This is a genomic window from Roseomonas sp. CECT 9278 (genome assembly GCF_918698155.1).
Lineage (GTDB): Bacteria > Pseudomonadota > Alphaproteobacteria > Acetobacterales > Acetobacteraceae > Neoroseomonas.
This window is the reverse complement of record NZ_CAKKLX010000026.1, coordinates 46,488-69,195: the sequence shown is the minus strand read 5'-3', so window position 1 is coordinate 69,195 and position 22,708 is coordinate 46,488. Positions and strand designations below refer to the sequence as shown.

The 22,708-nt window shown below is 72.0% G+C and carries 20 protein-coding genes; 7 read left to right on the top strand and 13 right to left on the bottom strand.

The window, feature by feature from the left end; translation table 11 throughout:
- Positions 1–136 precede the first annotated feature (136 nt).
- The 6 genes from LQ222_RS16890 to LQ222_RS16865 all read right to left on the bottom strand — a co-directional run bounded on the left by LQ222_RS16890 (position 137) and on the right by LQ222_RS16865 (position 4,970).
- A complete protein-coding gene (locus LQ222_RS16890) occupies positions 137–754 on the bottom strand; it encodes a hypothetical protein (RefSeq protein ID WP_230168005.1) in 618 nt (205 codons plus the stop codon).
- 808 nt (positions 755–1,562) lie between these two features.
- A complete protein-coding gene (locus tag LQ222_RS16885) occupies positions 1,563–2,306 on the bottom strand; it encodes a capsid assembly protein (protein WP_230168004.1) in 744 nt (247 codons plus the stop codon).
- 7 nt (positions 2,307–2,313) lie between these two features.
- Complete coding sequence (locus LQ222_RS16880; RefSeq protein ID WP_230168003.1) at positions 2,314–3,717, bottom strand: portal protein; 1,404 nt, start codon at positions 3,715–3,717, stop codon at positions 2,314–2,316.
- A 4-nt stretch (positions 3,718–3,721) separates the two neighbouring features.
- Complete coding sequence (locus tag LQ222_RS16875) at positions 3,722–3,958, bottom strand: hypothetical protein (RefSeq protein WP_230168002.1); 237 nt, start codon at positions 3,956–3,958, stop codon at positions 3,722–3,724.
- Between the two features lie 164 nt (positions 3,959–4,122).
- A complete protein-coding gene (locus tag LQ222_RS16870; RefSeq protein ID WP_230168001.1) occupies positions 4,123–4,599 on the bottom strand; it encodes a hypothetical protein in 477 nt (158 codons plus the stop codon).
- Positions 4,596–4,970 (bottom strand): hypothetical protein, encoded by a 375-nt coding sequence (locus LQ222_RS16865; protein ID WP_230168000.1) that lies wholly within the window; start codon positions 4,968–4,970, stop codon positions 4,596–4,598. The genes LQ222_RS16870 and LQ222_RS16865 overlap by 4 nt, the downstream gene beginning before the upstream one ends.
- A 177-nt stretch (positions 4,971–5,147) precedes the next feature.
- Between LQ222_RS16865 and LQ222_RS16860 the strand changes: the two genes are divergently transcribed.
- Complete coding sequence (locus LQ222_RS16860; RefSeq protein WP_230167999.1) at positions 5,148–5,801, top strand: helix-turn-helix transcriptional regulator; 654 nt, start codon at positions 5,148–5,150, stop codon at positions 5,799–5,801.
- Between the two features lie 32 nt (positions 5,802–5,833).
- Positions 5,834–6,655, top strand: a complete 822-nt coding sequence (locus LQ222_RS16855; protein ID WP_230167998.1) for a methyltransferase domain-containing protein — start codon at positions 5,834–5,836, stop codon at positions 6,653–6,655.
- Positions 6,656–6,670: 15 nt separating this feature from the next.
- On the opposite strand, the gene LQ222_RS16850 is transcribed toward LQ222_RS16855, so the two are convergent.
- A complete protein-coding gene (locus LQ222_RS16850) occupies positions 6,671–7,777 on the bottom strand; it encodes a DSD1 family PLP-dependent enzyme (protein ID WP_230167997.1) in 1,107 nt (368 codons plus the stop codon).
- Between the two features lie 40 nt (positions 7,778–7,817).
- On the opposite strand from LQ222_RS16850, the gene LQ222_RS16845 reads away from it, so the two are divergent.
- Positions 7,818–9,065 (top strand): FAD-dependent oxidoreductase, encoded by a 1,248-nt coding sequence (locus tag LQ222_RS16845; RefSeq protein WP_230167996.1) that lies wholly within the window; start codon positions 7,818–7,820, stop codon positions 9,063–9,065.
- Here the strand turns inward: LQ222_RS16845 and LQ222_RS16840 are convergent, their stop codons facing one another.
- From LQ222_RS16840 to LQ222_RS16815, 6 genes are all read right to left on the bottom strand, one after another.
- Positions 9,066–9,431 (bottom strand): gamma-glutamylcyclotransferase family protein, encoded by a 366-nt coding sequence (locus LQ222_RS16840; protein WP_230167995.1) that lies wholly within the window; start codon positions 9,429–9,431, stop codon positions 9,066–9,068.
- Positions 9,428–10,408 (bottom strand): tripartite tricarboxylate transporter substrate binding protein, encoded by a 981-nt coding sequence (locus LQ222_RS16835; protein ID WP_230167994.1) that lies wholly within the window; start codon positions 10,406–10,408, stop codon positions 9,428–9,430. The genes LQ222_RS16840 and LQ222_RS16835 overlap by 4 nt, the downstream gene beginning before the upstream one ends.
- An 82-nt stretch (positions 10,409–10,490) precedes the next feature.
- A complete protein-coding gene (pgmG, locus tag LQ222_RS16830) occupies positions 10,491–11,903 on the bottom strand; it encodes a phosphoglucomutase/phosphomannomutase PgmG (RefSeq protein ID WP_230167993.1) in 1,413 nt (470 codons plus the stop codon).
- A gap of 10 nt (positions 11,904–11,913) precedes the next feature.
- Complete coding sequence (locus LQ222_RS16825; RefSeq protein WP_230167992.1) at positions 11,914–13,218, bottom strand: UDP-glucose/GDP-mannose dehydrogenase family protein; 1,305 nt, start codon at positions 13,216–13,218, stop codon at positions 11,914–11,916.
- 66 nt (positions 13,219–13,284) lie between these two features.
- Positions 13,285–15,231: a lysylphosphatidylglycerol synthase domain-containing protein gene (locus LQ222_RS16820; RefSeq protein ID WP_230167991.1), complete on the bottom strand. Its 1,947-nt coding sequence runs from the start codon at positions 15,229–15,231 to the stop codon at positions 13,285–13,287.
- Complete coding sequence (locus tag LQ222_RS16815; RefSeq protein ID WP_230167990.1) at positions 15,228–16,856, bottom strand: lysine--tRNA ligase; 1,629 nt, start codon at positions 16,854–16,856, stop codon at positions 15,228–15,230. Before LQ222_RS16815 ends, LQ222_RS16820 begins: the two co-directional genes overlap by 4 nt.
- Before the next feature lie 167 nt (positions 16,857–17,023).
- On the opposite strand from LQ222_RS16815, the gene LQ222_RS16810 reads away from it, so the two are divergent.
- The 4 genes from LQ222_RS16810 to LQ222_RS16795 all read left to right on the top strand — a co-directional run bounded on the left by LQ222_RS16810 (position 17,024) and on the right by LQ222_RS16795 (position 22,601).
- Positions 17,024–18,037: an aspartate-semialdehyde dehydrogenase gene (locus LQ222_RS16810; RefSeq protein ID WP_230167989.1), complete on the top strand. Its 1,014-nt coding sequence runs from the start codon at positions 17,024–17,026 to the stop codon at positions 18,035–18,037.
- A 161-nt stretch (positions 18,038–18,198) separates the two neighbouring features.
- Positions 18,199–19,092 (top strand): serine protease, encoded by an 894-nt coding sequence (locus LQ222_RS16805; protein WP_230167988.1) that lies wholly within the window; start codon positions 18,199–18,201, stop codon positions 19,090–19,092.
- A gap of 114 nt (positions 19,093–19,206) precedes the next feature.
- Positions 19,207–21,993, top strand: a complete 2,787-nt coding sequence (locus LQ222_RS16800; protein ID WP_230167987.1) for an ATP-dependent DNA helicase — start codon at positions 19,207–19,209, stop codon at positions 21,991–21,993.
- 95 nt (positions 21,994–22,088) lie between these two features.
- Positions 22,089–22,601: a hypothetical protein gene (locus LQ222_RS16795; protein WP_230167986.1), complete on the top strand. Its 513-nt coding sequence runs from the start codon at positions 22,089–22,091 to the stop codon at positions 22,599–22,601.
- Positions 22,602–22,708 lie beyond the last annotated feature (107 nt).

Below are 22,708 nucleotides of genomic sequence, written 5' to 3'. Positions count from 1 at the left end.
CGCGCGCCCGCCCCGGGCCGCCGCGCGCCAGGCGCGCGGGGCCGCCGGCGCGGCGAGCGGCGGGAGGGGCCGCTCGAGCCGCGCCGGAAGGGCGGGTTGTGTCAGGTCGTACGAATGCGGTGCAGCGCGGGTGCGCTCAGCCCTCGATCATGAAGGGCGCGTAGTGTGCAAGCACGCCCTCCATGCAGCCCTTGCCGTGCTCGCGCTCGACCTCGGCGACGACTTCGGCCGTCGTCTCCGCCCCGATGGCTCCGTCCGGCACCGCTTCGCGGACGAAGGCCTCGGGGCCGGCGAAGACAGCGAAGTCGCCGTCATTGCCGTTCACGGCGAAGCTCCGGTCGGCGGGAAACAGCAGGTTGAAGGACAGGTAGTATGCTTCAAAGAAGCGCTCGATCGCATCCTCCTCCAGCGCAAGGCGCCAGACCGCGCCGGGCCGCGACGTCAGCGACGTCGGCGTGCCGAGCAGGGTCGCATGACCGCGGCGGCGGGCGGCAGAGATCAGATTGCGCAGCCTGCCTGGCTCCCACGGAAGGTCGCGATAGAAGAACATCTGGATGCGCCAGTCGTGTTCACCTAGCCAGGCGTTCGACAGTCGCATCCCTGGATGGCCACTGGGAGCGCGGTATGGTTCGACCATCTCCACGGCACTCAGTTGCAGCGCAATCTGCTGCTCGGCAGACCCGGCCCGCGGCATCTGGTCGAGGGCGGGAAACGTCGCGTCTCCGGGAAGAAACGGCGGCCGATTGGCGGTCATCTCGCAGCTCCTAACGTACCGGTGGATAGCGGAACTTGTCAGTGGCCTGGAACCGACCAGCGCGCGCTGTCGGTTCAGCGATTTCGAGCGTGGGCATTCCGTCGCTTCCGGGACTGGTACTTGGCCTGGCGACTGCGGTTCGACCGTCCTGCAGCCGGTAGATCTGCCTTCCATCCGGCGTGTTGGTCGGCGGCCCGTCGGGCCGAAGGCTCTCCAGGTCTCTAGCCCGCCCAGCTTCACCACCAGGGCGATCCCATTGATCGACGCGATCGCGCAGATTGTCCATGCGTCGCGTGTCGGGCTGACTGCGAAGATCGTCGACAAGGTCTCGCCCCTCCCCGTCAGGCCTGCGTGGATGTCGACCTCGGCCGGGGGCAGACGATGTTCCGCCGCCTGACCCACGTCCATCCGCCGGCCCGCGCCGAAGTCTTCGCAGAATTCTGCTGAGCGCTCCAACCTCGACAATGTCTGCGGAAACGCCCGGCGGACGCATAGCGGATGACTGATCCGAAGTCGCACCAGCAGTCGCCTGCCGCGGCGGCGAAGCGCGCCAATGCGCCGCAACGACATGCCCGTCCCGCGTATAGGCCTTAACCCAGACGGCATTCCGCGGCGCAGCATCAGGCGGATTCAAGGCGCGAAAGCCATCCGTGACCCAGGCGGAGTACGCGGCGCGCTCCGAATGCCCCGGCTTCCAATACCGCGCATCGCGCATGGCCTGACGCAGGTCGGCCTGCGTGATCCTGACCGGCATGGATGTCCTCCGTGGTTCGTTGCGTGCCGCGTGCCGCAGGGCGCGCCGCCGTGTTCAGCCCGCCCCGCCCACCATCCGGCGGAAGCCATCCGTCACGCGCTTGACGAATTCCGGCTCCCGCGTGCGCCAGTAGCGCGGGTCGCGCATCATCGCGCGCAGCTCACCCTCATCCGCCGCGCTCGGCTCCTCACCGCGCCGCGCCAAGCCGGGTTCCTTGCCCTCCATCATGCGATGCAGGGCGATCACGCCCTCGGCCGTGGTGGACAGCGCCTCCATCACCGGCGCGGGCAGGTTCGACCGTCCCCAGGACGTGATCTGCGCCGCCACGCGGCGGAAGCGTTCCTCACCACCGAAGTGGTCGCGCAGCTTCTCGACCTGGCGCTCGGCCTCGAACTGGCCGGCGGCCTCGGCGATCAGCGGCAACAGGCGTTCGGCCGCCAGGTCATAGACCAGCTGGGCCTGCGCGCTGCTGAAGCCGGCTTCGTGCAGGCGGCGGTTGATGTCCTCGTCGGGGCAGCAGAGTTCGTGCTTCGCGCTGATCTCGTAGCCATCGGGGCCGTCCGGCACGCCGATGGCACGGCGGAAGCGGATGCGGTCTTCCTCCGGCGCGTCGTCGCCCGGCGGGCCGGCACGCTGCGACAGGCGGCGCTCCAACTCGCGATAGGATTTCAGCAGCGCGTCGATGCGCAGCGTCCCGGCCTCGGCGTCCCAGAACTTCTCGGGCACGTCCTCGGGGCGGGCGTTCGTCTGCGGCGCGGCACCTTCGGCCAGCGCGGTCTCCAGCAGGTCCTCGGGCATGAGGGGCTCACTCCTTCTCGGTGGGGGGAAGCAGGACTTCGGCGGGGGCGCTCAGCGTGCGCCCCAGCCAACGGGCAGCGGCCGGCAGGTCGATGGTGGCGATGGCTTCGGGCCCCATGGCGCGGACCGCCTGCAGGAACAGCAGCGTGTTCGCGGCATCCGATCGCCCCTGCACCTGCGCGAGCGGGCTGCGGTAGCGCAGCACGGTGTCGCGCCCATCGAGCAGCAGCGGCGGGATCTCCCCGCGCCGGCGCAGGATGGACAGGCAACGCGAGACCAGCGGCGTCAGCAGCTCCGCCTGCAGCCGGCCATAGGTGGCCCCCAGCAGGCGCGCGGTCTGCGCGGCGCGTTCCAGCACCTCGGTCGCGGTCATGTTGTCGCGCCGTTCCGGACCGATGCGGTCGGCCAGCAAGGCGCCACGGATGCGCGCGCGCAGGTCGGTCAGCACCAGCTGGGAGACGTCGAAATTCCCCGGCGCCTGCAACGGCGTGAGGCCCGAGGACCCCGGCGCCTTCGGGATGATCGCACCTGGTTCCAGCCGCACCGTCGCCGGGTTCAGCACGCCGTCGTCATCGGCCTGCCAGATGCCCGTCGCGGCGATCGACGCGTTCTTCAGGATCAGCTCGACCACTTTGTTGGCGGTGCGGATGTCCGGCAGCGCCTTGGCCACCGGGCCGCGGCCATAGACCTCGCCTGGCGCCTTCAGCCAGCGGAAGCCGATGAAGGGGCTCTCGGCGAAGCGGCCATCGCGCAGCACCAGCGGGCCGCGGTCGGTCAGCAGCAGCGCGCGGAAAGCGTGGCCGCGCGCATCCGGCCACACCGCTTCCAGCACGCGATGGCGCGGCGCCTCGGCGTCGTCGTCCGGCGCCGCGGGCATCGGCGCGTCGGGGTAGCGCTGGCGCAGCGCCGCCTCGCTCAGCCGCGCCGCACGGAACACGGTGTCGAGCCGGCCCGAGGGGCCTTCCTCCAGCACCGCCTCGCGCAGCGGCACCGCGGTGAAGCGCAGCGCGGAGGGCTCGCCGATCGGCGCTTCCTCGACCAGCAGCAGCCCCGTGCCGGCGATCACCAGGTCGAGGAAGGCCTGGTGCATCTCCAGCGCGAAGTTGGACCGGTCGAAATGCCCCTGCAGCACCTCGGCCACGTCTTCCAGCGCGATGGCGGCCTGCGTGTCGTCCTCCATCGCGCGGGCCGGCGCCAGGCCGAACCAGCGCGACCACGGCGGCGTCAGTTCCGCCAGCAGCGACGCCGCCAGTTGCTCGGCCGCATCGGCTGCCGTGGCGTCGAAGATCGCGACGCGCCCGCCGGTCGGCGGCGGCAGCACATGGTCGTAGCAGTCCTGCCACAGCGCATCCTGGGCGCGGCGGCGGTCGACCGCGCGGGCATGCCGCGCGACGATGTCCTCGGGTGTCATGATGTCATTCCCCCAGCAGCGACTTGCGCGTCGCGGCGAAGTCGGCGCGGGCGCCGAGCACGCCGGCGGCGGAGGTGGCGATGGTGCCGGACAGCCCGCGGCGGGCACGCTCGCGCGCCTCGACGCGGGACGCGGCGGCGGTCTCCTCGGCGGCCTGCTGCGGTGCTGCGGCCGGCGCGGGGGCCGGTGCGGCGGCAGGCGCGATGACGACGGGTTTCGGGGCGCGGAACAGGCCACCCATGCGCGCACGGCTCCTCTCGATCGGGGGGACGGGACCTCCCGCGCGCACCCCGAAAAGCCGCGAGCCCGCCCTTCCGGGGGGAAGGGCGGGCTCGCGCAAGGTCGGGAGGGGATCGGGAGGAAGGCCGCCAGGCGCAGATCGCCCGTTGGCCTGATGGTGATACGTCAGGCCGCGGCGGCGGTCAAGACATTTTTCCTATCATCACGAAATTTCTTCACCAGCCGGCGGAACAGGCCGAACGGCGTCACGGCGAAGGGTGCGCCGCTCCCCAGCAGCGCGCGGCACAGCCCCACGCAGGTCTGCGGCAGCACGGGCGGGAGCCAACGCGCGCGCGCCTCGCCAGGCGCGAAGGGGCCGACCACGCGCAGCCCCGCCCGGCGATAGAAGCCGGGCAGGTCGTAGCGCGCCGGCATGTTGACCCGCAGCACGAGCAGCCGGCCGGAGACCGGTTCCACGACCGTCCAGCCGGCCTCGTCGCGCAGCGCGGCGAAGCAATGGCGGAAGCCGCGGCGCAGCGGGCGCAGCCAGGCCTGGTCGGCCTGGCCGCCGAACACCACCCAGACCTGCTGGGGGGCGTCGCGGGCGGCGCGCAGCCGGGGGGTCCCGCGCGCCTCCCGCCCTGCCGGGGCCTGCGCCGTCATGCCACGATCCCCTTGACGCGCAGCGGCCATTCCAGGCGGTTCATCGCCTCGCGCCACTGGGCGGCGTCGGCGCGTTCGGACAGGTGGCGCGGGTCGGGCGCCTGGCCGCGCTCACCCCAGATCCGCATGATGCGGGCGTGGATCAGGTCGATGCGGCGGTGGCGGTACAGCCGGTCCAGGCACTTGATCACGTCGTCCGGTTCGCAGGGGCGCACCTTGTCGCCCTTGCCGGCGGTGATGCGCGCGCCGTCGCGCCGCGCGATCAGCGCGGACATGGTCCAGAACCAGGCTTCCTCGGCCGACCGGAAGGGTTCGGCGGCGGCGATGCTGGCATAGCTTGGGGCATGGGCAGTGCGGGGGGCGGGGCGCATGGGGGGTTCTCGCCTGTGGGGTGAACAATACAAGAACATTAACCGCAAGAGTTGCGCCCCGGCAAGCCGAAAAAGGAACATTGACCTATTGCTTTGCGACACCAGACCTAGGATAGCTTCCCCAGGACGCCCACTTCATCTGGATTCGCGTCCTGCGACCCAAGGACACCGTTTCTCATGCGGCATGACGATATCTGGCGCGCCCTCGATGCCCTGGCGGCCGAGCACGGGCTCTCCGCCTCCGGCCTCGCACGCAAGGCCGGGCTCGACCCCACCGCCTTCAACCCCTCCAAGCGGATCGGCGCGGATGGGCGCGCGCGCTGGCCTTCCACCGAGAGCGTGGCGAAGGTGCTGAACGCCGTCGGGCGCGGGATCGATGATTTCGCCTCGCTGGTCTCGGGCATGCCGGCGCTGTCGCGCGGCGGCAGCGGGCGCGGCGGCGCGGGCCGGCGCATTCCCCTGATCGGCCTGGCCCAGGCCGGCGGCGATGGCTATTTCGACGATGGCGGCTACCCGGTCGGCGGGTCGTGGGACGAGATCTCCCTGCCCGAGATCGGCGACCCCAATGCCTATGCGCTGGAGATCTCGGGGGAATCCATGGAGCCCGTCTTCCGCGACGGCGATGTGGTGGTGGTCTCCCCCGGTGCGCCGGTGCGCCGTGGCGACCGCGTGGTGGTACGCACCGGCAAGGGCGAGGTGATGGCCAAGGAACTGCGCCGCCTGTCGGCGAAGCGGATCGAACTGGCCAGCCTCAATCCGGCGCATCCGAGCTACAGCTTCGAACTGCCCGAGATCACCTGGATGCATCGGATCGTCTGGGCGAGCCAATAGCCGGCCGCCGCAACGTCAGGGAGCCGATGCGCGTGGACAGAACCGAATTCCTCCGGTCGCTCATCGATACCGCGGGCCACGGCCTCGAGATCGGCCCGAGCTACAACCCGCTGCTGCCGAAATCCGCGGGCTTCGATGTCAGGACCGCGGACTACACCGACGCCGAGGGTCTGCGGGCGAAGTACCTCGACAACCCGCATGTCGACATCGCGATGATCGAACCTGTCGACTTCGTCGTCACCGATCGCGGCCTGGCCGGCACGGTCGGCGAGCGCGCGCTGTTCGACTACATCGTCGCCTCGCATGTCATCGAACACACGCCGGACATGCTAGGCTTCCTCAAGGATTGCGAGGCCCTGCTGAAACCCGACGGCGTCCTGCTGCTGGCCGTCCCGGACAAGCGTCATTGCTTCGACGTGCTGCACCCGTGGTCGAGCACCGGCGCCGTGCTGCAGGCGCATCTCGACGGGCGACGCATGCCCTCACCCGGTGCCGTATGGGACGACCGGGCCTACAACGCAGTGCGCGGCGGCGCCATCGGCTGGTCGATCGGCGGGCAGGACCCGCTGCGCTTCTTCATCGACCTGCCGGACGCGCTGCGGGCCTTGGCGAAGGACACCGCCGATGGCGGGTATGTCGACGTGCATGTCTGGCGCTTCCTGCCGTCGAGCTTTCGGCTGATCGTCAACGACCTCCACGCGCTGGGCGAGATCGCCCTGCGCGAGCAGGCCTTCCACGACAGCGTCGGCAACGAATTCTACGTGACGATGTCGCGGTCGGGCGCCGGCCCGGATGTCGACCGGCTGACGCTGGCGCTGCGCACCCTCAGCGAGAACGCCACCATTCCGGTGTGACGCGGCTGGCGCGCGTCACGCCATCCCACCCCGCGCCGCGACCGGCCACAGGCATTCCACCCGCCCCTTCCGCACGCCGACATACCAGTCGTAGCGATCGACGGTCGGGTCGCAATGGCCCGGCACCAGGCGCAGCCTTTCGCCCAGCGCCGGCGTCGCGCCATCCTCCACCACGATCTTGCCGTGCTCGTCCGATGCCCCCGCGAAGCGCAGCCCGGGCCGCTGCCACACGCCCGGCATGCCGCAATCCACCGCCACGCCCTTGTGGCCGCAATCCACCACGGCGATGCCCTGCCCCGCACGGCTCATCACCGTGGTCGCGACGAACAGCGACTGGCGGAAGGGCGGCCCGTCCTCGTTCTTCGCGTAGTCCACATCCATGAACACGTACGAGCCGCCCTGGATCTCGGTGTAGACCCCGCTCGCCGCCTCGTGCTGGAAGGTGCCGGTGCCGCCGCCGCCCACGATCGCGCAGTCGAGCCCGCGCTGCTTCAGTTGCTCGATGGTGCGGCGCGTGCGCGTCACCGCCTGCTGCGCCGCCTCGGCGCGCGCCGCCGGGGCGCGGATGTGCTGCGCGGTGCCGTAGTAGGCCTGCAACCCGCCAAAGATCAGGTGCGGGCTGCGGGCGATGCGCTCGGCGAGTGCCACCGCGGGCGGGCCGTGCTCGATGCCGCCACGGGCCATGCCGACATCGATCTCGACCAGCATCTTCAGGCGGATGCCGGCCGCCTCCGCCGCCTGCTCGGCCATCACGACCTGCGCTTCGTCATCCGCGCAGAGGCCGACATCGGCGATCCGCGCGAGTGCGGCGAGCCGCGCCAGCTTGCGCGGGCTGACGATCTGGTTGGTGACCAGCACGTCCTGGATGCCGCCCCAGGCCAGCACCTCGGCCTCCGCCACCTTCTGCACGCATTGCCCGACCGCGCCGCGCGCCACCTGCAGCTTCGCGATCACCGGCGACTTGTGCGTCTTGGTATGGGCGCGAAGCTTCGCGCCGGTCGGTGCCAGCAGCGCCGCCATGGTGTCGAGGTTATGTTCGAAGGCATCGAGGTCGATCACCAGCGCGGGCGTGTCGATCTCGTCCTCGCGCATGCCGGGTTCGGCGGGCGGCGCTTGCAGCATGGTTCATCCCCTGGGCGGTCCGGGGCATGATGCGGCGATGTTGCCCTCCGATCCAGACGTCCTCGTCATCGGCGCCGGCTGCGCCGGGATCGCCGCGGCGCGGGCGCTCGCCGCGCGCGGGCGGAGCTGCGTGGTGCTGGAGGCCGGCGCGCGTGTCGGCGGGCGCGCCTATACCGAACGCGATTCGCTCGGCATCGCCTTCGACCACGGCGCCTCCTGGCTGCACCAGGCCGATGAGAACCCGCTGACGCCGCTGGCCCGCGCGCTGGGCCTGGCGCTGCTGGACCACGACGCGCTGCGCGACCGCCGCCTGTTCGCGCACGGGCGGTTCGCCGATGCCGCGGACCGCGCCGCCTTCACCGCCGCGGAGCACGCCTTCTGGACCGCGATCGAGACCGCCGCCGCCGATGGCGCACCCGACCGCCCCGCCGACCAGGCCGCGCCACGCGGCGGCCCCTGGGACGCGACGGTGGCGCATTGGGAGGGCGCGCAGATCTGCGCCGCCGAACTCTCCCGCATGTCCCTGCACGATTTCGCCGCGACGGCGCTGGACAGCCCCAACCTGATCCTGCGCGAGGGCGTCGGCGGCCTGGTCGCCCGCCTGGCGGAGGGACTGCCGGTCCGCCTCGCGGCCCACGTGGACCGGCTGCGCTGGGGCGCGCGCGGCGTGGTGGCGCAAGGCGCCTTCGGCAGCATCGCCGCGCGCGCCGCGATCGTCACCGTCTCCACCGGCGTGCTGGCAGCCGGCGGCATGGCCTTCGATCCACCGCTGCCGGATGCGACGCAGGGCGCGATCCACGCCCTGCCGATGGGGCTGCTGACCAAGATCGCCTTCCGCGCCGATGATCCCGCCGCACCGGCCCTGCCGCCCTTCGCAAGCCTCCGCCGCGCCGTCGAGGCGCCGGGCGACCGCCCGATGTCCTTCATCTCGCGCCTGTTCGGGGAACCCCTGCTGATCGGCTTCTGCGGCGGCGCCCAGGCCTGGGACCTGGCGGGCGATACCGCCGCCGCCGCAGCGGCCGCGCGCAGCGAGGTCGCCACCATGTTCGGCGCCCCCGCCGCCGCCGCCCTTGGCCGCGCGACCGTCACGCGCTGGGGCGAGGACCCACTGTTCCGCGGCGCCTATTCGCACGCCGTGCCCGGCGCGCAGGCCGCGCGGCGCGTGCTGGGCACGCCGCTCGCCGATGGCCGCCTGTGCTTCGCCGGTGAGGCCACCCACCCGCGCTTCGCCGCGACTGTCGCCGGCGCGTGGTTCAGCGGCATCGCGGCGGCGCGCGCCGTGCCCTGATCACGGCCAGCCTCGCGCGCGATCCGCCCGCCAGGGCGGCGCGATCCAGCAGCGCGCGCGCAGGCCGCCACGCGCCGTGACAACGCGCACCGGCACCAACCCATAGGCGCTGCCTTCATAGGCGCACAGCCGTGCGAAGGCGGCAGCGCCCACGCGCAGCACCGCGCCCGCCACCACGGCGCCCGCTGCCGGCAGCAACGTCGGGTAGGGCGTGCCGCGCAGCACCACGCGCCGCCAGCCATCGAGGCGCGCCGGGCGCAGACGCCGCGCGAGCCCCGCCTCACCGCCGACGCGGGTGAGCACGCCGGCATCCAGCAAGGTGCCGTAGACGAACAGGATCACGGATCGCCCGCGCCATGCGCTCACTCCGGCCGCAGGTTCACGCTGACCACCAGGTCCCGGATCTTGGCGGATTGCGCGCGCACCATGGCGCCGAAGCTGTCCGCATCGGAGCCCACGGCCTCGGCACCCACCTCCTCGCAGCGGCGCACGAAGTCCGGCTGGCGGGCGGCGGCGGCGATCTCGCGGTTGAGCCGCGCCATCACCGGCGCGGGCGTGCGCGCGGGTGCGAAGAAGCCGTTCCAGCCTTCCAGTTCCAGCGAGGGGAAGCCCTGCTCGCGCACCGTCGGCACGTCCGGCAGCACGGGCGAGCGGCGCGAAGCGACATTCGCCAGGCCCTTCAGCGTGCCGGCGCGCACATGCTGCAGGCAGGTCGAGATCTGGTCGCCACCAAGCTGCACGCGGCCGGCGATGAGTTCCTGCACCAGCGGCGCGGCGCCGCGGAAGGGCACGTGCTCCATGCGGATACCGGCGTCGCGCTTCAGCACCTCGCCGACCATGTTCATGAAGGAACCAGGCCCGGTGGATCCGTAGAAGGGCTGGTTCGGCTGCGCCTTCGCCCAGTCCACGAAGCCCTTGAGGTCGGTCACCGGCACGCCCGGATTGGCGAGGATGATCAGCGGAACATTGGCGCCGAGCGAGAGTGGGGCGAAGTCGCGCTCGATGTCGTGCGGCGGGCGGCCGGCCAGCGTCATTGCCGCCGTGGTGGTCGGGAAGGTGATGTTGTGGAACAGCAGCGTGTAGCCGTCCGGCGCGGCCTTCGCGACCACGTCGGCGCCGATCGACCCGCCGCCGCCGCCGCGATTCTCGACCACCACGGACTGGCCCATGGTCTCGGTCATGCGCTGGGCGAACAGACGCGCGAGAAGGTCGGTGGTGCCGCCGGCGGGGAAGGGCACGATGATGCGGATGGGCCGCGTGGGGAAATCCTGCGCGGCGGCCAGTCTGGGCGCGGCAAGGCCGGCAAGGGCCGACGACAGCAGCAGGCGGCGCTGGATGGTCATACCCGAAATCTCCTCCCGCGGCCCTGTGTCCGGGCCGCTGGAGGCAGGCTAGACCGTGCGCGCCGGCGCCGGGAAGGCCGGATCAGTGGCCGGCATTCTCCGCCGAGAAATCCGGCGCTTCCAGGCCGGACGCCACCAGCTGCTTGACCAGCTGCGCCTTCAGCCGATCGAGCCCTGCCTCGGACGAGGCCTCGCAGCGCGCCACCAGCACCGCCTGCGTGTTCGACGCGCGCAGCAGCCACCAGCCGTCATCGGTCAGCACGCGCACGCCATCCACGGCCTGCACCTTGGCACCCTCGGCGGCGAGGCGATCCTTCACTTCCTGCACCACGACGAACTTGCGCGCTTCCTCGCAGTTGAAGCGCAGCTCCGGCGTGTTGATCACCTGCGGCAGCGCGGCGCGGACCTCGGCCAGCGATCCCGCCATCCGCGCGACGATGCCGAGCAGCCGCACCGCCGAATACGGCGCGTCGTCGAAGCCGTACCACTTGTCGGCGAAGAAGATGTGGCCCGACATCTCGCCGGCCAGCGGGCTGCCGGTCTCGGCCATCTTGGCCTTGATCAGCGAATGGCCGGTCTTCCACATCAGCGGTTCACCGCCGGCCTTCGCGACCTCGTCGAACAGCACCTGCGATGCCTTCACGTCGGCGATGATCGTCGCGCCCGGCTTCGCCTTCAGCACATCCCGCGCGAGGACGATCAGCAGCTGGTCGCCGAACAGGATGTGGCCTTCATTGTCCACCACGCCGATGCGGTCGCCATCGCCGTCGAAGGCGATGCCGAGGTCGGCCTTCTCGCGCGCCACCTCGGCGATGATCTGCTCGAGGTTCTTCGCCACCGTCGGGTCGGGATGGTGGTTGGGGAAGGTGCCGTCGACATCGCCGTTGATGACGTAGTGCGTGCCCGGCAGGCGTGCCGTGAGCGCCTTCACGATCGGCCCGGCCGACCCGTTGCCCGGGTCCCACACCACCTTCAGCGCGCGATCGCCGCCATCCCAGTCCTGCAGCACGCGGTCGGCGTAGCGCGTGGCGATCTCCACGGCACGGTCGGTGCCGGCCTTCTCGGGCACCACGTCGCCCTCGGCGGCCATCCGGCCGATATCCTGGATCTGCGCGCCGTAGAACGGCTTCTTGCCGAGCATCATCTTGAAGCCGTTGTAGTCCGGCGGGTTGTGGCTGCCGGTCACCATCACCGCGCCATCGGCCTGCTGGTCATAGGCGGCGAAATACAGCATCGGCGTGGCACACAGGCCGATGCGAACCACTTCCAGCCCGCAGGCGCGCAGGCCGGCCACCAGCTGCGCCTCCATCTCCGGCGAATGCAGCCGCCCGTCATAGCCGACCGCCACGCGCTTGCCGCCCGCGCGTGCCACCACCGAGCCGAAGCACCGCCCGATCGCGAAGGCGTCCTCGGGCTTCAGCGTTCTGCCGACGATCCCGCGGATGTCGTATTCGCGCAGGACCGTCGGGTCGAAGCGGTGGTTGAAGGCAGGCATGGTCACTCCCTCACGGGCGGCCGATGGAGGAATAGGCGAACCCCGCGGCGCGCATCGCCGCCGGGTCCCAGACATTGCGAAGGTCGAGAATCACGTCGCCCTTCATGGCGGATTTCAGGCGCGCCGGCGCCAGCGCGCGGAACTCGTTCCATTCCGTCAGCACCACCACGGCATCGGCGGCTTCGGCGGCGCCCAGCGCGGTCTCGACAAAGGCGACGGCGGCCGGCAGGGCCTGGCGCGCATGGCCCGGCTGCGGGTCGAAGGCGCGGATTTCGACGCCGGCGGCGACCAGCTTCGGCAGGATCACCAGGGATGGCGCATCGCGCATGTCGTCGGTCTCGGGCTTGAAGGTCACCCCCAATACGCCCACGCGCTTGCCGGCCGGCGAAGGCCCGAGTGCCGCCAGGATGCGGTCCGCCATCTGCGCCTTGCGCGCCTCGTTCACCGCGATGGTGGCTTCGACCAGCCGGATCGGCACGCCGGCATCCTGCGCGGTGCGCGCCAGCGCCAGCGTGTCCTTCGGGAAGCATGACCCGCCATAGCCAGGCCCCGGATGCAGGAACTTCCGCCCGATGCGCCCATCCAACCCCATGCCGCGCGCCACGTCGTGCACGTCGGCGCCGACCTTCTCGCACAGGTCGGCGATCTCGTTGATGAAGGTGATCTTGGTCGCCAGGAAGGCGTTGGCGGCGTACTTGATCAGCTCCGCGCTCTCGATGCTGACCGCGAGCACCGGCGTCTCGATCAGGTACAGCGGGCGATAGAGCTGCCGCAGCACGGCCAGCGCGCGGTCGTCGTCGACGCCGATCACCACGCGGTCCGGCCGCATGAAGTCGCCGATCGCGCTGCCCTCGCGCAGGAATTCCGGATTGGAGGCGACGGCGATCTGCGCCTGTGGCCGGGCGCGGCGCACGATGGCCTGCACCTCGCGCCCCGTGCCGACCGGCACGGTGGATTTCGTCACGATCACCAGCGGCCCGTCCGCCGCGCGCGCCACCTGCTCGGCCGCCGCATAGACATACGACAGGTCGGCGTGGCCGTCGCCGCGGCGCGCCGGCGTGCCGACCGCAAGGAACACCGCATCGGCGCCCTTGACCGCCGCATCCATGCTGGTGGTGAAGGTCAGCCGGCCGTTGCGGACGTTCTCGGCCACCAGCTTCTCGAGGCCCGGCTCGTAGATCGGCATGCGCCCCGCGCGCAGCCCCTCGATCTTGTCGGGGTCCACGTCCATGACGGTCACGTCGACGCCGAATTCGGCGAAGCAGGCGCCGGAAACGAGCCCGACATATCCGGCGCCGATCATGGCGATGCGCATATCAGTCCCTCATCTCCAGGCACGCGCCGGTTGGAATGGCCTGTCGGCGCGGCCGTGGCAAGCGCGTCAGCGCACATCGCCCAGGCCCGGCAGTGCCGGCAGCAGTGCCGCAAGGTCGTGCTCCGCGCGGCAGGCCAGGTAGCGACCCGGCGCGCCATCGAGTGGAAAGCTGGTCAGGCCGATATCCGCATAGACCCGCAGCAGCTCGGATCCGACATGCCAGAAGGCGGGGTCGACCCCGGCCTGGTCGCAGATGTCGCGAAAGCGCCATATGGCCGACACGCGGTCGCGCGCCTCGCCGCCCGGGTCGCCCAGGGCCAGCCATATCCCGTCATGCCGCACATAGGCGAAGCCGGCGCGCCCGGCATCGCCGAACACCGCGCCATCCGCCTGCCGTGGCGCCCGTGCGCCCAGCGCCTCCAGGCGCGCGCGCATCTCCGGCCCATAGGGCGCCGCGGGCGGGCGCGCCGGGCGCAGCAGCCGGAACGCCGCCACCAGCAGCAGCACGCCGGCGAGCCCGACCGCGAAGCGCAGCGTGTTGGGCGCATCGCCCGACAGCACCACGCCCCACCAGGACAGCTCGGCGAATTGCCCGTCATAGGCGACGGTCGCGAGCGTGAGCGCGCACAGGCCGAGTGCGGCGATGGCCGCGACCGTCTCGCCGGTCAGCGCCTCGCCCAGCAGCCGGGCGCGGCGATAGAAGGCCGGGCGGACGGTGGCCAGCAGCACGACCACCAGCAGGAAGCCGCCGGTCAGCCACCAGGGCTCGCCGCGCAGCCAGGCGACCAGCGCCGCGCTCACCAGGAAGAACTGCGCGGCCCACCACGCCATGGCGAGGCGCCGCACCAGCCCATAGGCCGCCATCAGCAGCAGCGATCCGAGCACCGAAGCGGCGAAATGGCTTGCCGCCTCGTCCATGAAGGCGAAGGCGCCGTCGAGCGGCCCGGGCTTGGGCGGCAGCGCGCCGATGAAGACCAGCGTCAGCCCCGCCAGCCCGACCAGCGCGGCCATCGCCGGCACCTCGAACGATATCGCGACACCGCGCTCGGGCGAAAAGCGGTCGAGCAGATGCCGCCGCTGGCTGACCTCGAAGGCGGCGAACATCAGCCCCGCGATGAACAGCGGCGCGATGTAGTAGAACAGGCGGAACAGCAGCAGCGCGCCGACCACCTGGGGCGCCGGCAGGTAGCCGGCCAGGCCGAACATGATCGCGCCGTCGAACACGCCGATCCCGCCCGGCACGTTTGCGGCGATGCCAGCCGTGTAGGCAGCCACGTAGATCGCCAGGAAATGCAGGAAGGTCAGGCTGTCCACCTGCGGCAGCAACGACCAGAAGATCAGCGCCGTGACCGCCACGTCGGCGCTGGCCAGCGCCGTCTGCGCCAGCGCCATGCGAAACCCCGGCAGGTCGATCTTGTGGCCGAACATGCGGAAATGCGGCACGAACCGCGCGAGCAGGATGTACGCGCCCACGATGCACCACAGCAGGCCGCCCAGCACCTGCTTCACCCAGTGCGGGATGCTGTCGCCGAAGAACACCAGGACCTCGGGCTCCACCAGCAGCACCAGGCCGCCGAGCGCGAAGCCGCCCAGTCCGAAGGTCAGGGAGGTGAAGGCCACCACCTTCGCGATCGCCGATGGCGGCAGCCCCCACGCGGCGTAGAACCGATACCGGATGGCAGCCCCCGACACGGTCGCGAAGCCGAGGTTGTTGGCCAGCGAATACGCCACGAAGGACGCCAGCGAGGTCCGCGCATAGGAAACCGGGTGGCCGGCATAGACCGACCCCAGCCAGTCATAGGCGGTGAGCACCAGGTAGGCGAGCAGCGTGAACCCCGCCGCCGCCCACAGCGCACCGGCGGGCGTCGCATGCAGCGCGCCACGGATATCCTGCCAGGACAGCGTGCGGAATTCGCGCTGCACCACGAACAGCGCGCCGCACAGGATCAGCAGGCCGAAGACCGTCGGTCCATGGCGCTTCAGCAGCGCGAGGGCGCGCTGGGATGGGGTCACGCCGCGGGCTGCTCCGCGCGTGCCAGCGCCGTCTCGATCAGCCCGATCGTGCCGGCGATACCATACAGCGCGACGAAGCCGCCGAAGCGCGGGCCTTCCTCCTGGCCGAGCAGCACCTGGTACAGCGCGTTGAACCAGCTGCGCGAGACACCCATCGAGCCATCCTTGTTGGCTTGCAGGAAGGGCTCGCGGCGGCCGGCATCGTAGACGATGTCCTGGATCGCCTTGGCGCGGTCCTCGACTGGCATGGCGTCGAGGTCGACGGCGCGGTCGCGCAGCGCCGCCATCAGGGCGGACAGCGCCTCCCGCTCCGCCGCGCTGGGCAGGCGGAAGCGCTTGGTGGGCGCGACGAAGTCCCGATAGTAGTGCACGGCGTGCTCAACGAGCTTGCCCAGCATCGGTTGCGTCGCCGGCGTCGCCCCCGGCGCATAGCGCGCCAGGAACCCCCACAGGATCGCCGGATCGTCGGCGTTCACCACCGATGCCAGGTTCAGCAGCATGGTGAAGGATACCGGCGGCTCGGGGTCGTTCGGCGCGGCGCCGCCATGGATATGCCAGGCCGGGTTGGCGGCATCCGGCGCGGCGCGCAGCTTCGCGCGGTGCTGCAGGTATTCGTCCACCGCGCGCGGGATCTGGTCGAAGAACAGCCGCTTGGCGCGCTGCGGCTGGTTGTACATGTACTGGGACAGGCTCTCGGCCGGCGCGTAGCGCAGCCATTCGTCGATGGTCAGCCCATTGCCCTTCGACTTGCTGATCTTCTGGCCCTGCTCATCGAGGAAATGCTCGTAGGTGAAGGCCTCGGGCGGCTCGCCGCCCAGCACGCGGCAGATCGCGGAGGACAGCCGCACGGAATCGATCAGGTCCTTGCCCGACATCTCGTAGTCGACGCCCAGCGCATACCAGCGCAGCGCCCAATCCGCCTTCCACTGCGCCTTGCAATGCCCGCCGGTGATGCGCGTGGCGTGGCGCGAGCCATCGGCCGGGTCGCGCCAGATCAGCAGGTCCTCGGCCGGGCGGACCTCCTCCATCGGCACCTGCATGACCACGCCGGTCTTCGGATGGATCGGCAGGAAGGGCGAATAGGTTGCGCGCCGGTCCGGCCCCAGTGTCGGCAGGATCACCGCCCGCACGTCGTCATGCTTCTCCGCCATGCGGATCAGCGCATCGTCGAAGCGGCCGGAGCGGTAGTAGTCGGTGCTCGACGCGAATTCGTAGTCGAAGCCGAAGGCATCCAGGAACGCCCGCAGCCGGGCATTGTTGTGGTGGCCGAAGCTCTCATGCGTGCCGAAGGGGTCGGGGATGGCGGTGACCGACCGGCCGATGTGCTCGGCCAGCATCTGCTTGTTCGGCACGTTGTCCGGCACCTTGCGCAGCCCGTCCATGTCGTCGCTGAAGGCGATCAGGCGGGCGGGCAGGCCGGTCAGCAGCGTGAAGGCGCGGCGCACCCAGGTGGTGCGCGCGACCTCCCCGAAGGTGCCGATATGCGGCAGGCCGGACGGGCCGTAGCCGGTCTCGAACAGCGCCTCCGCCTTGCCGGATTTCGCCAGCCGCGCGGCAACCTTGCGCGCTTCCTCGAAGGGCCAGGCCTTGACGGCGGAGAGATCGGCAGGCGGGGGGATCGTCACGGCAGCGCAGTCTTCCAGCAGGCGGTTGGGGGTTATAGGAGGCCCGGGGCGCTTTGCCACGCCCCCGCTTGGCCGGGCCGCGGCCGGTCGCGGAAGGCATTGGTCCGCCGTGGCCTTTGCGCTATTGAACTCGCCCCCTTCCAACCGTCGAAAGGACAGAGAGGGACATGCGTGTCGGTATTGTCGGCGCCACCGGAGCGGTGGGCCGCGAGCTCGTGGATGTTCTGGGGCGCCGGGCCTTCCCGGTCACCTCGCTGAGGCTGTTCGCCTCCACCCGCAGCGCCGGCACGACCGTGAAAACCCCCTTCGGCCCCACCACCATCGAGGCCTTCAGCGACGAGGCGGTGCGCGATCTCGACATCGCGCTGCTGGCGGTCTCGGGCGATTTCGCCAAGGCGCATGCCCCGGCCATGGTCGCGGCAGGGGTCACGGTGATCGACAATTCCTCGGCCTTCCGCCTGCAGGACGACGTGCCGCTGGTGGTGCCGGAGGTGAACGCGGCCGCGATCGGCGGCGCCCGGCTGATCGCCAACCCGAATTGCACCACCGCCATCCTGGTGGTCGCGCTGGAACCGCTGCGCCAGGCCTTCGGGCTGAAGCGGGTGATCGTCTCGACCTACCAGGCGGCCTCGGGTGCCGGCGCCGAAGGCATGGCCGAGCTCGAGCGCGAATCCCGCCGTGTCCTGGTCGAGGGCGTGAAGCCCGCGCACGACGTCTTCCGCTGGCCGCTCGCCTTCAACGTCATCCCGCAGATCGATGCCTTCCAGCCGAACGGCTACACGCGGGAGGAAATGAAGGTCGCCTGGGAAAGCCGCAAGATCATGGGCATGGCGGACCTGCCGGTTTCCTGCACTGCCGTGCGGATCCCGACCATGCGCGTGCATGCGGAGGCCGTGACGATCGAGACCGAACGCCCCGTGACCGCCGATGCCGCGCGCGAGGTGCTGAAGCGCGCCGCCGGCGTGAAGGTGGTGGATGACCCGGCGCAGGGCCTCTATCCCATGCCGATCAACGCCACCGGCCAGGACGATGTCGAGGCCGGCCGCATCCGCGCCAACCCCGTGTTCGGCGCGCATGGTCTCGACTTCTTCCTGTGTGGCGACCAGCTGCTGAAGGGCGCCGCGTTGAACGCGGTGCAGATCGCCGAACGCCTGCCGTCGGTGGCACGCAAGGCGGCCTGACCTGGCGCGGGCGGGGCGCCTGCCCCGCCCGGCGCAGCGCGCCCTCCCGGCCGGCGCGCGCTTCTCGCGGCAACAGTTTCATCGCGCGTCAATCTTGCTCACGCACGATCGTGACGCACCGGATTTCCGGCTGATTCATCCGCCGCGTCGATCCTTGCGGCATGATGAAGCCGCCGCTCCTCCTCGCCGCCCTCCTCCCGCTCATCGCCGCCTGCTCGGGCGCGGGGTCGCCTGAAGCGGCCGCGCCGGGCGGCACCTGCTTCGCGGCCGGCGCCGCGGTGCTGCCGCCGGGCGTCGGCGCCTCGGTGCTGCGGGTCAGCGTGCCGGGCCCGCGCGGTGGCCGCACCACACGCGGCACCGCCTTCATCGTGGCCGACAGCGCCGCCGCGCCTGGCGCGCCCAACCGCATCATCACCGCGGCGCATGTCGTCGCCCGCGCGCTGGAAGCCCCGCAGGAGGCCGCCATCCGCCTCTCCCTGCCCGACGGCACGCCGGTCGGCACCGCGCGCGTCGCCGCCACGGCGCGGCCGTGGAACCCCCTGGCGGCGCTCGATCCCGGCTGGGCGGACCAGGCGATCCTGACCCTCGCGCAGTTCGACAGCCCGGCCGCCGAGGCCGCCTTCCGGGCCGCCCCCGGCCTCGCGCCCGCGCGTCGCCAGCCGGAGGGCGCATTGCTGGACCTCCGCGTCACCGACGGCCGCGGCATTGCCCCGGGCCTGTCCGGCGCACCGGTGCTGGGTGCCGAGGGACGCGTGCGCGGCATCCTGGTGCAGCGACGCATCGAGGACTGGAGCGGCGGCGCCAGCACCGAGGCACCGCTGTTGCGGCGCGGACAGGTGGGCGCGCGGCTGGAACCGGCCCGCGACGGCTGGGCGCAGCCCCTCGCCGCCCCCGCCATCCTGGCGGCACTCGGCCCGGCGGGACGGTCGGTCGATACCCTGGCGGTTCCCAGCGATGCCGATGTGGCCGTGCTGGCGCCCGGCTATCCGGGCGGGCGCTGCGCGGTGGTGGCGGCCAGTGCGGCCTATCGGCCGGCGCCACTGGCGCGGGACTGACCTCGGGCGCGCGCGCTCGCCGAACGCCGCCTGATCCGCGGGGGCGCCCCGCGCGCGGGACCGACCCAGCAGGCGCGCCCCTGCCACGGCCCTGCGCCGCTGCTATCCTGCGCCATGCCTTCCGCCCCGCGACTCGTGCTGCCGGACGTGCCGAGCCTGGTCGCCGGCTTCGGCCATGCCGTGTTGCTGACCACCCAGGGCGAGTTCGAGACCCTGCCCGCCGACGCGGTGGGCAGGCGCATCGGCGACACCGCGCCGATGCTGGTGCATGCCCCGGCCACCGCGCGCCGCCTCGGCCTGCCGCATATCGACGCGGCGCACGACCTGCTGGAGCTGTTCGCCTTCTGCCGCCCCGCGGAACCCTGCGCGCCGACGCCGCGCGGCCTGGCACTCGCCCTCGACCTGCCGCAGCCGGCCACCGACGAAGCCGCCGCCGCCCTGCTGCCCGACATGGCCACCGCGCTGCTGCGCCACCTGGCCGACACGCGCGACCACCCGCGCAACCGCGATTCGGCCGGGCTTGCCGCGCTGATGGGCCAGGCCGGCTGGGCCTGGGCGCCATCCGTCCTTGCCGCGCTCGGCGACCCGAAGGCCAGGCCCGACGCCCGCGCGGCCAAGATCTGGCGCCGCCTGCCGGAATGGGAGGAGGCCGCGCCCCCCACCCCGCCGCTGTCCTTCGCTGTCGAACCGGCCGAAGCACGGCGGCGCCTGGCCGAGATCCTGGGGCCCGGCGCCGAACAGCGACCGCAGCAGGCGGACTACGCCTCGGCCGCGGCGGGCGCCTTCGCGCCGCGCGAACGCCCCGGCGCGCCGGCGGTGGTGCTGGCCGAGGCCGGCACCGGCACCGGCAAGACGCTGGGCTACGTGGCGCCGGCCAGCCTCTGGGCCGAGCGCAACAACGCGCCGGTCTGGATCAGCACCTTCACCCGCAACCTGCAGCGCCAGATCGACCAGGAGACCGCGCGGCTGTTCCCCGACCCCGAGGAACGCCGCCGCCGCGTGGTGCTGCGCAAGGGCCGCGAGAACTACCTGTGCCTGCTCAACCTCGATGACCTGACCGCCGGCGGCGCGCCGCCCTACCTCGCCATCGCGCTCGGCCTGGTGGCGCGCTGGGCGCTGGCGAGCCGCGACGGGGACCTGCTCGGCGGCGACTTCCCCGGCTGGATCGCCGAGCTGTTCGGCCCCGGCGCCGTGCTGCCGCTGGCCGACCGGCGCGGCGAGTGCATCCACTCCGCCTGCCCGCACTACAAGGTGTGCTTCGTCGAACATTCCATCCGCCGCGCCCGCACCGCGCAGATCGTGGTGGCGAACCATGCGCTGGTCATGGTGCAGGCGGCGCTCGGCGGCGGCGAGGACGGCCTGCCGCTGCGCCTGGTCTTCGACGAAGGCCATCATCTGTTCGACGCGGCCGATTCCGCCTTCTCCGCGGACCTGACCGGCGCCGAAATGGCCGAGGCCCGGCGCTGGCTGCTGGGGGCCGAGGGCGGCCGGTCCCGCGCCCGCGGGCTGCGCCGGCGGCTCGAGGAGCTGATCGGCGAACGCGCCGACCTGCTCGCCCCGCTCGAAGCCGCGCTGCACGCCGCGCGCGCGCTGCCGGTGCCCGGCTGGCCCTCGCGCCTCGCCGGTGACCCGCGCGCCACGCCGGACGAGACGCCCAATGCCGCCGAGGCCTTCCTGCGCGCCGCGCGCGAGCAGGTGCTCGCCCGCACGCAGGATGCGCGCGATGCCGGCCTGTATGATTCCGAATGCGACCTGCACCCGGTCACCGCCGCCCTGCCGCCGGCCGCCGCTGCGCTGGACCGCGCGCTGCGGCGCATCGAGGAACCGCTGGCCAGCCTGCGCGATCGCCTCGCCGCGCGCCTGGAGGACGAGGCGGAGGAGCTGGAGGTCGGCGACCGCATCCGCATCGAGGCCGCCTGCCGCGCCATCGACCGCCGCGCGCTGATGCCGGTGCGCGCCTGGGGCGCGATGCTCGCCACCGTGCAGGCCGACCCGCCGCAGCCCGGCACGCGTCCGGTCCATGTCGACTGGCTGAGCCTGGAACGCCGCGGCGGGCAGGATTCCGATGCCGGCATGCACCGCCATTTCCTCGACCCCACCCTGCCCTTCGCCACCGCCGTGGCGGCGCCCGCGCATGGCGTGCTGATCACCTCCGCCACGCTGCGCGACGAAGCCGAGACCGACGACGACGACCCCGAGGCGACCTGGCGCGAGGCCGAGGCGCGCACCGGTGCATCCCACCTGCCGCTGCCCGCGATCCGCGCCGCCGTGCCATCCCCCTTCGACTACGCCGCGCGCACGCGCTGCCTGGTGGTGACCGATGTCGCGAAGGAGAATGCCGGCCAGGTCGCGGCCGCCTTCCAGGCGCTGTTCCTGGCCGCCGGCGGCGGCGGGCTGGGGCTGTTCACCGCCATCCGCCGGCTGCGCGACGTGCATGCGCGCATCGCCAGGCCGCTCGAACAGGCGGGCATCCCGCTGTACGCCCAGCACATCGACGCGATGGACAACGCCACCCTGGTCGATGTGTTCCGCGCCGAGGAACATGCCTGCCTGCTCGGCACCGACGCCATGCGTGATGGCGTGGACGTGCCGGGCCGCGCGCTGCGCCTGCTGGTCTTCGACCGCGTGCCCTGGCCGCGCCCGACCATCCTGCATCGCGAACGGCGCACGCACCTGTCGGGCGGGCGGCCCAAGGACTACGACGACCGCATCGCGCGGCACCGGCTGCGCCAGGCCTTCGGGCGGCTGATCCGCCGGGCCGACGACAAGGGGGTGTTCGTGCTGCTGGATCGCTCCGCGCCGTCGCGGCTGCTGCAAGGCCTGCCGCCGGGCGTGCTGATCCGCCGGCTGGGGCTGGCCCAGGCCGTGGCGGACACGCGGGACTTCCTGGCGCAGCCGTGACCGGCCGCGCCGCGCGCCGCTTCCGCTGCGCCTCTTCCGCTGCGCCTCCGGGGGGAGCAAACTCTGCTCCACAGCCTGGCAGGAGGAGACAGTCCATGCCCATGACCCTCGACGAGTTCGTGACCCGCGCCCGCGCCGCGCTGAAGGACAACCCCGGGATCGAAGGCCGCATCATGGTCTGCGACCTGGTCGGCGAGGCGCTGAAGGACGCCGACTTCGTCGCCACCCACATCAACGACGCCACGCCCGAGCGCCAGGTGCTGTACGAGGACCCGGAGCTCGGCTTCACCGTGCTGGCGCACGCCTATCGCGACGCCAAGACCAGCGGGCCGCACGACCACGGCCCGTCCTGGGCGATCTACGGCCAGGCCGCCGGCGAGACGGTGATGACCGACTGGGAATGCCTCGCGCGCCCGACCGAGACCACCCCGGGCCAGGCGAAGCGCATCAAGGACTACGCCATGAAGCCCGGCGACGCGTACCTGTACGAACCGGGCATCCTGCATTCGCCGCGCCGCGACGGCCCGACGCGCCTGCTGCGGATCGAGGGCATCAACATGGACCGGGTGAAGCGCCTGCCCTACGCACCGGTCGACGCAGCGGCCTAGAGAGCAGACCGCGTTGAGAGGGAGTCATCTGAACGCGTGAAGATGCTCTGAAAGCAAGAGGCTGGAGCCTGCGTAGTGAGCGCGAGCGAACGCAGCATGCTCCAGGT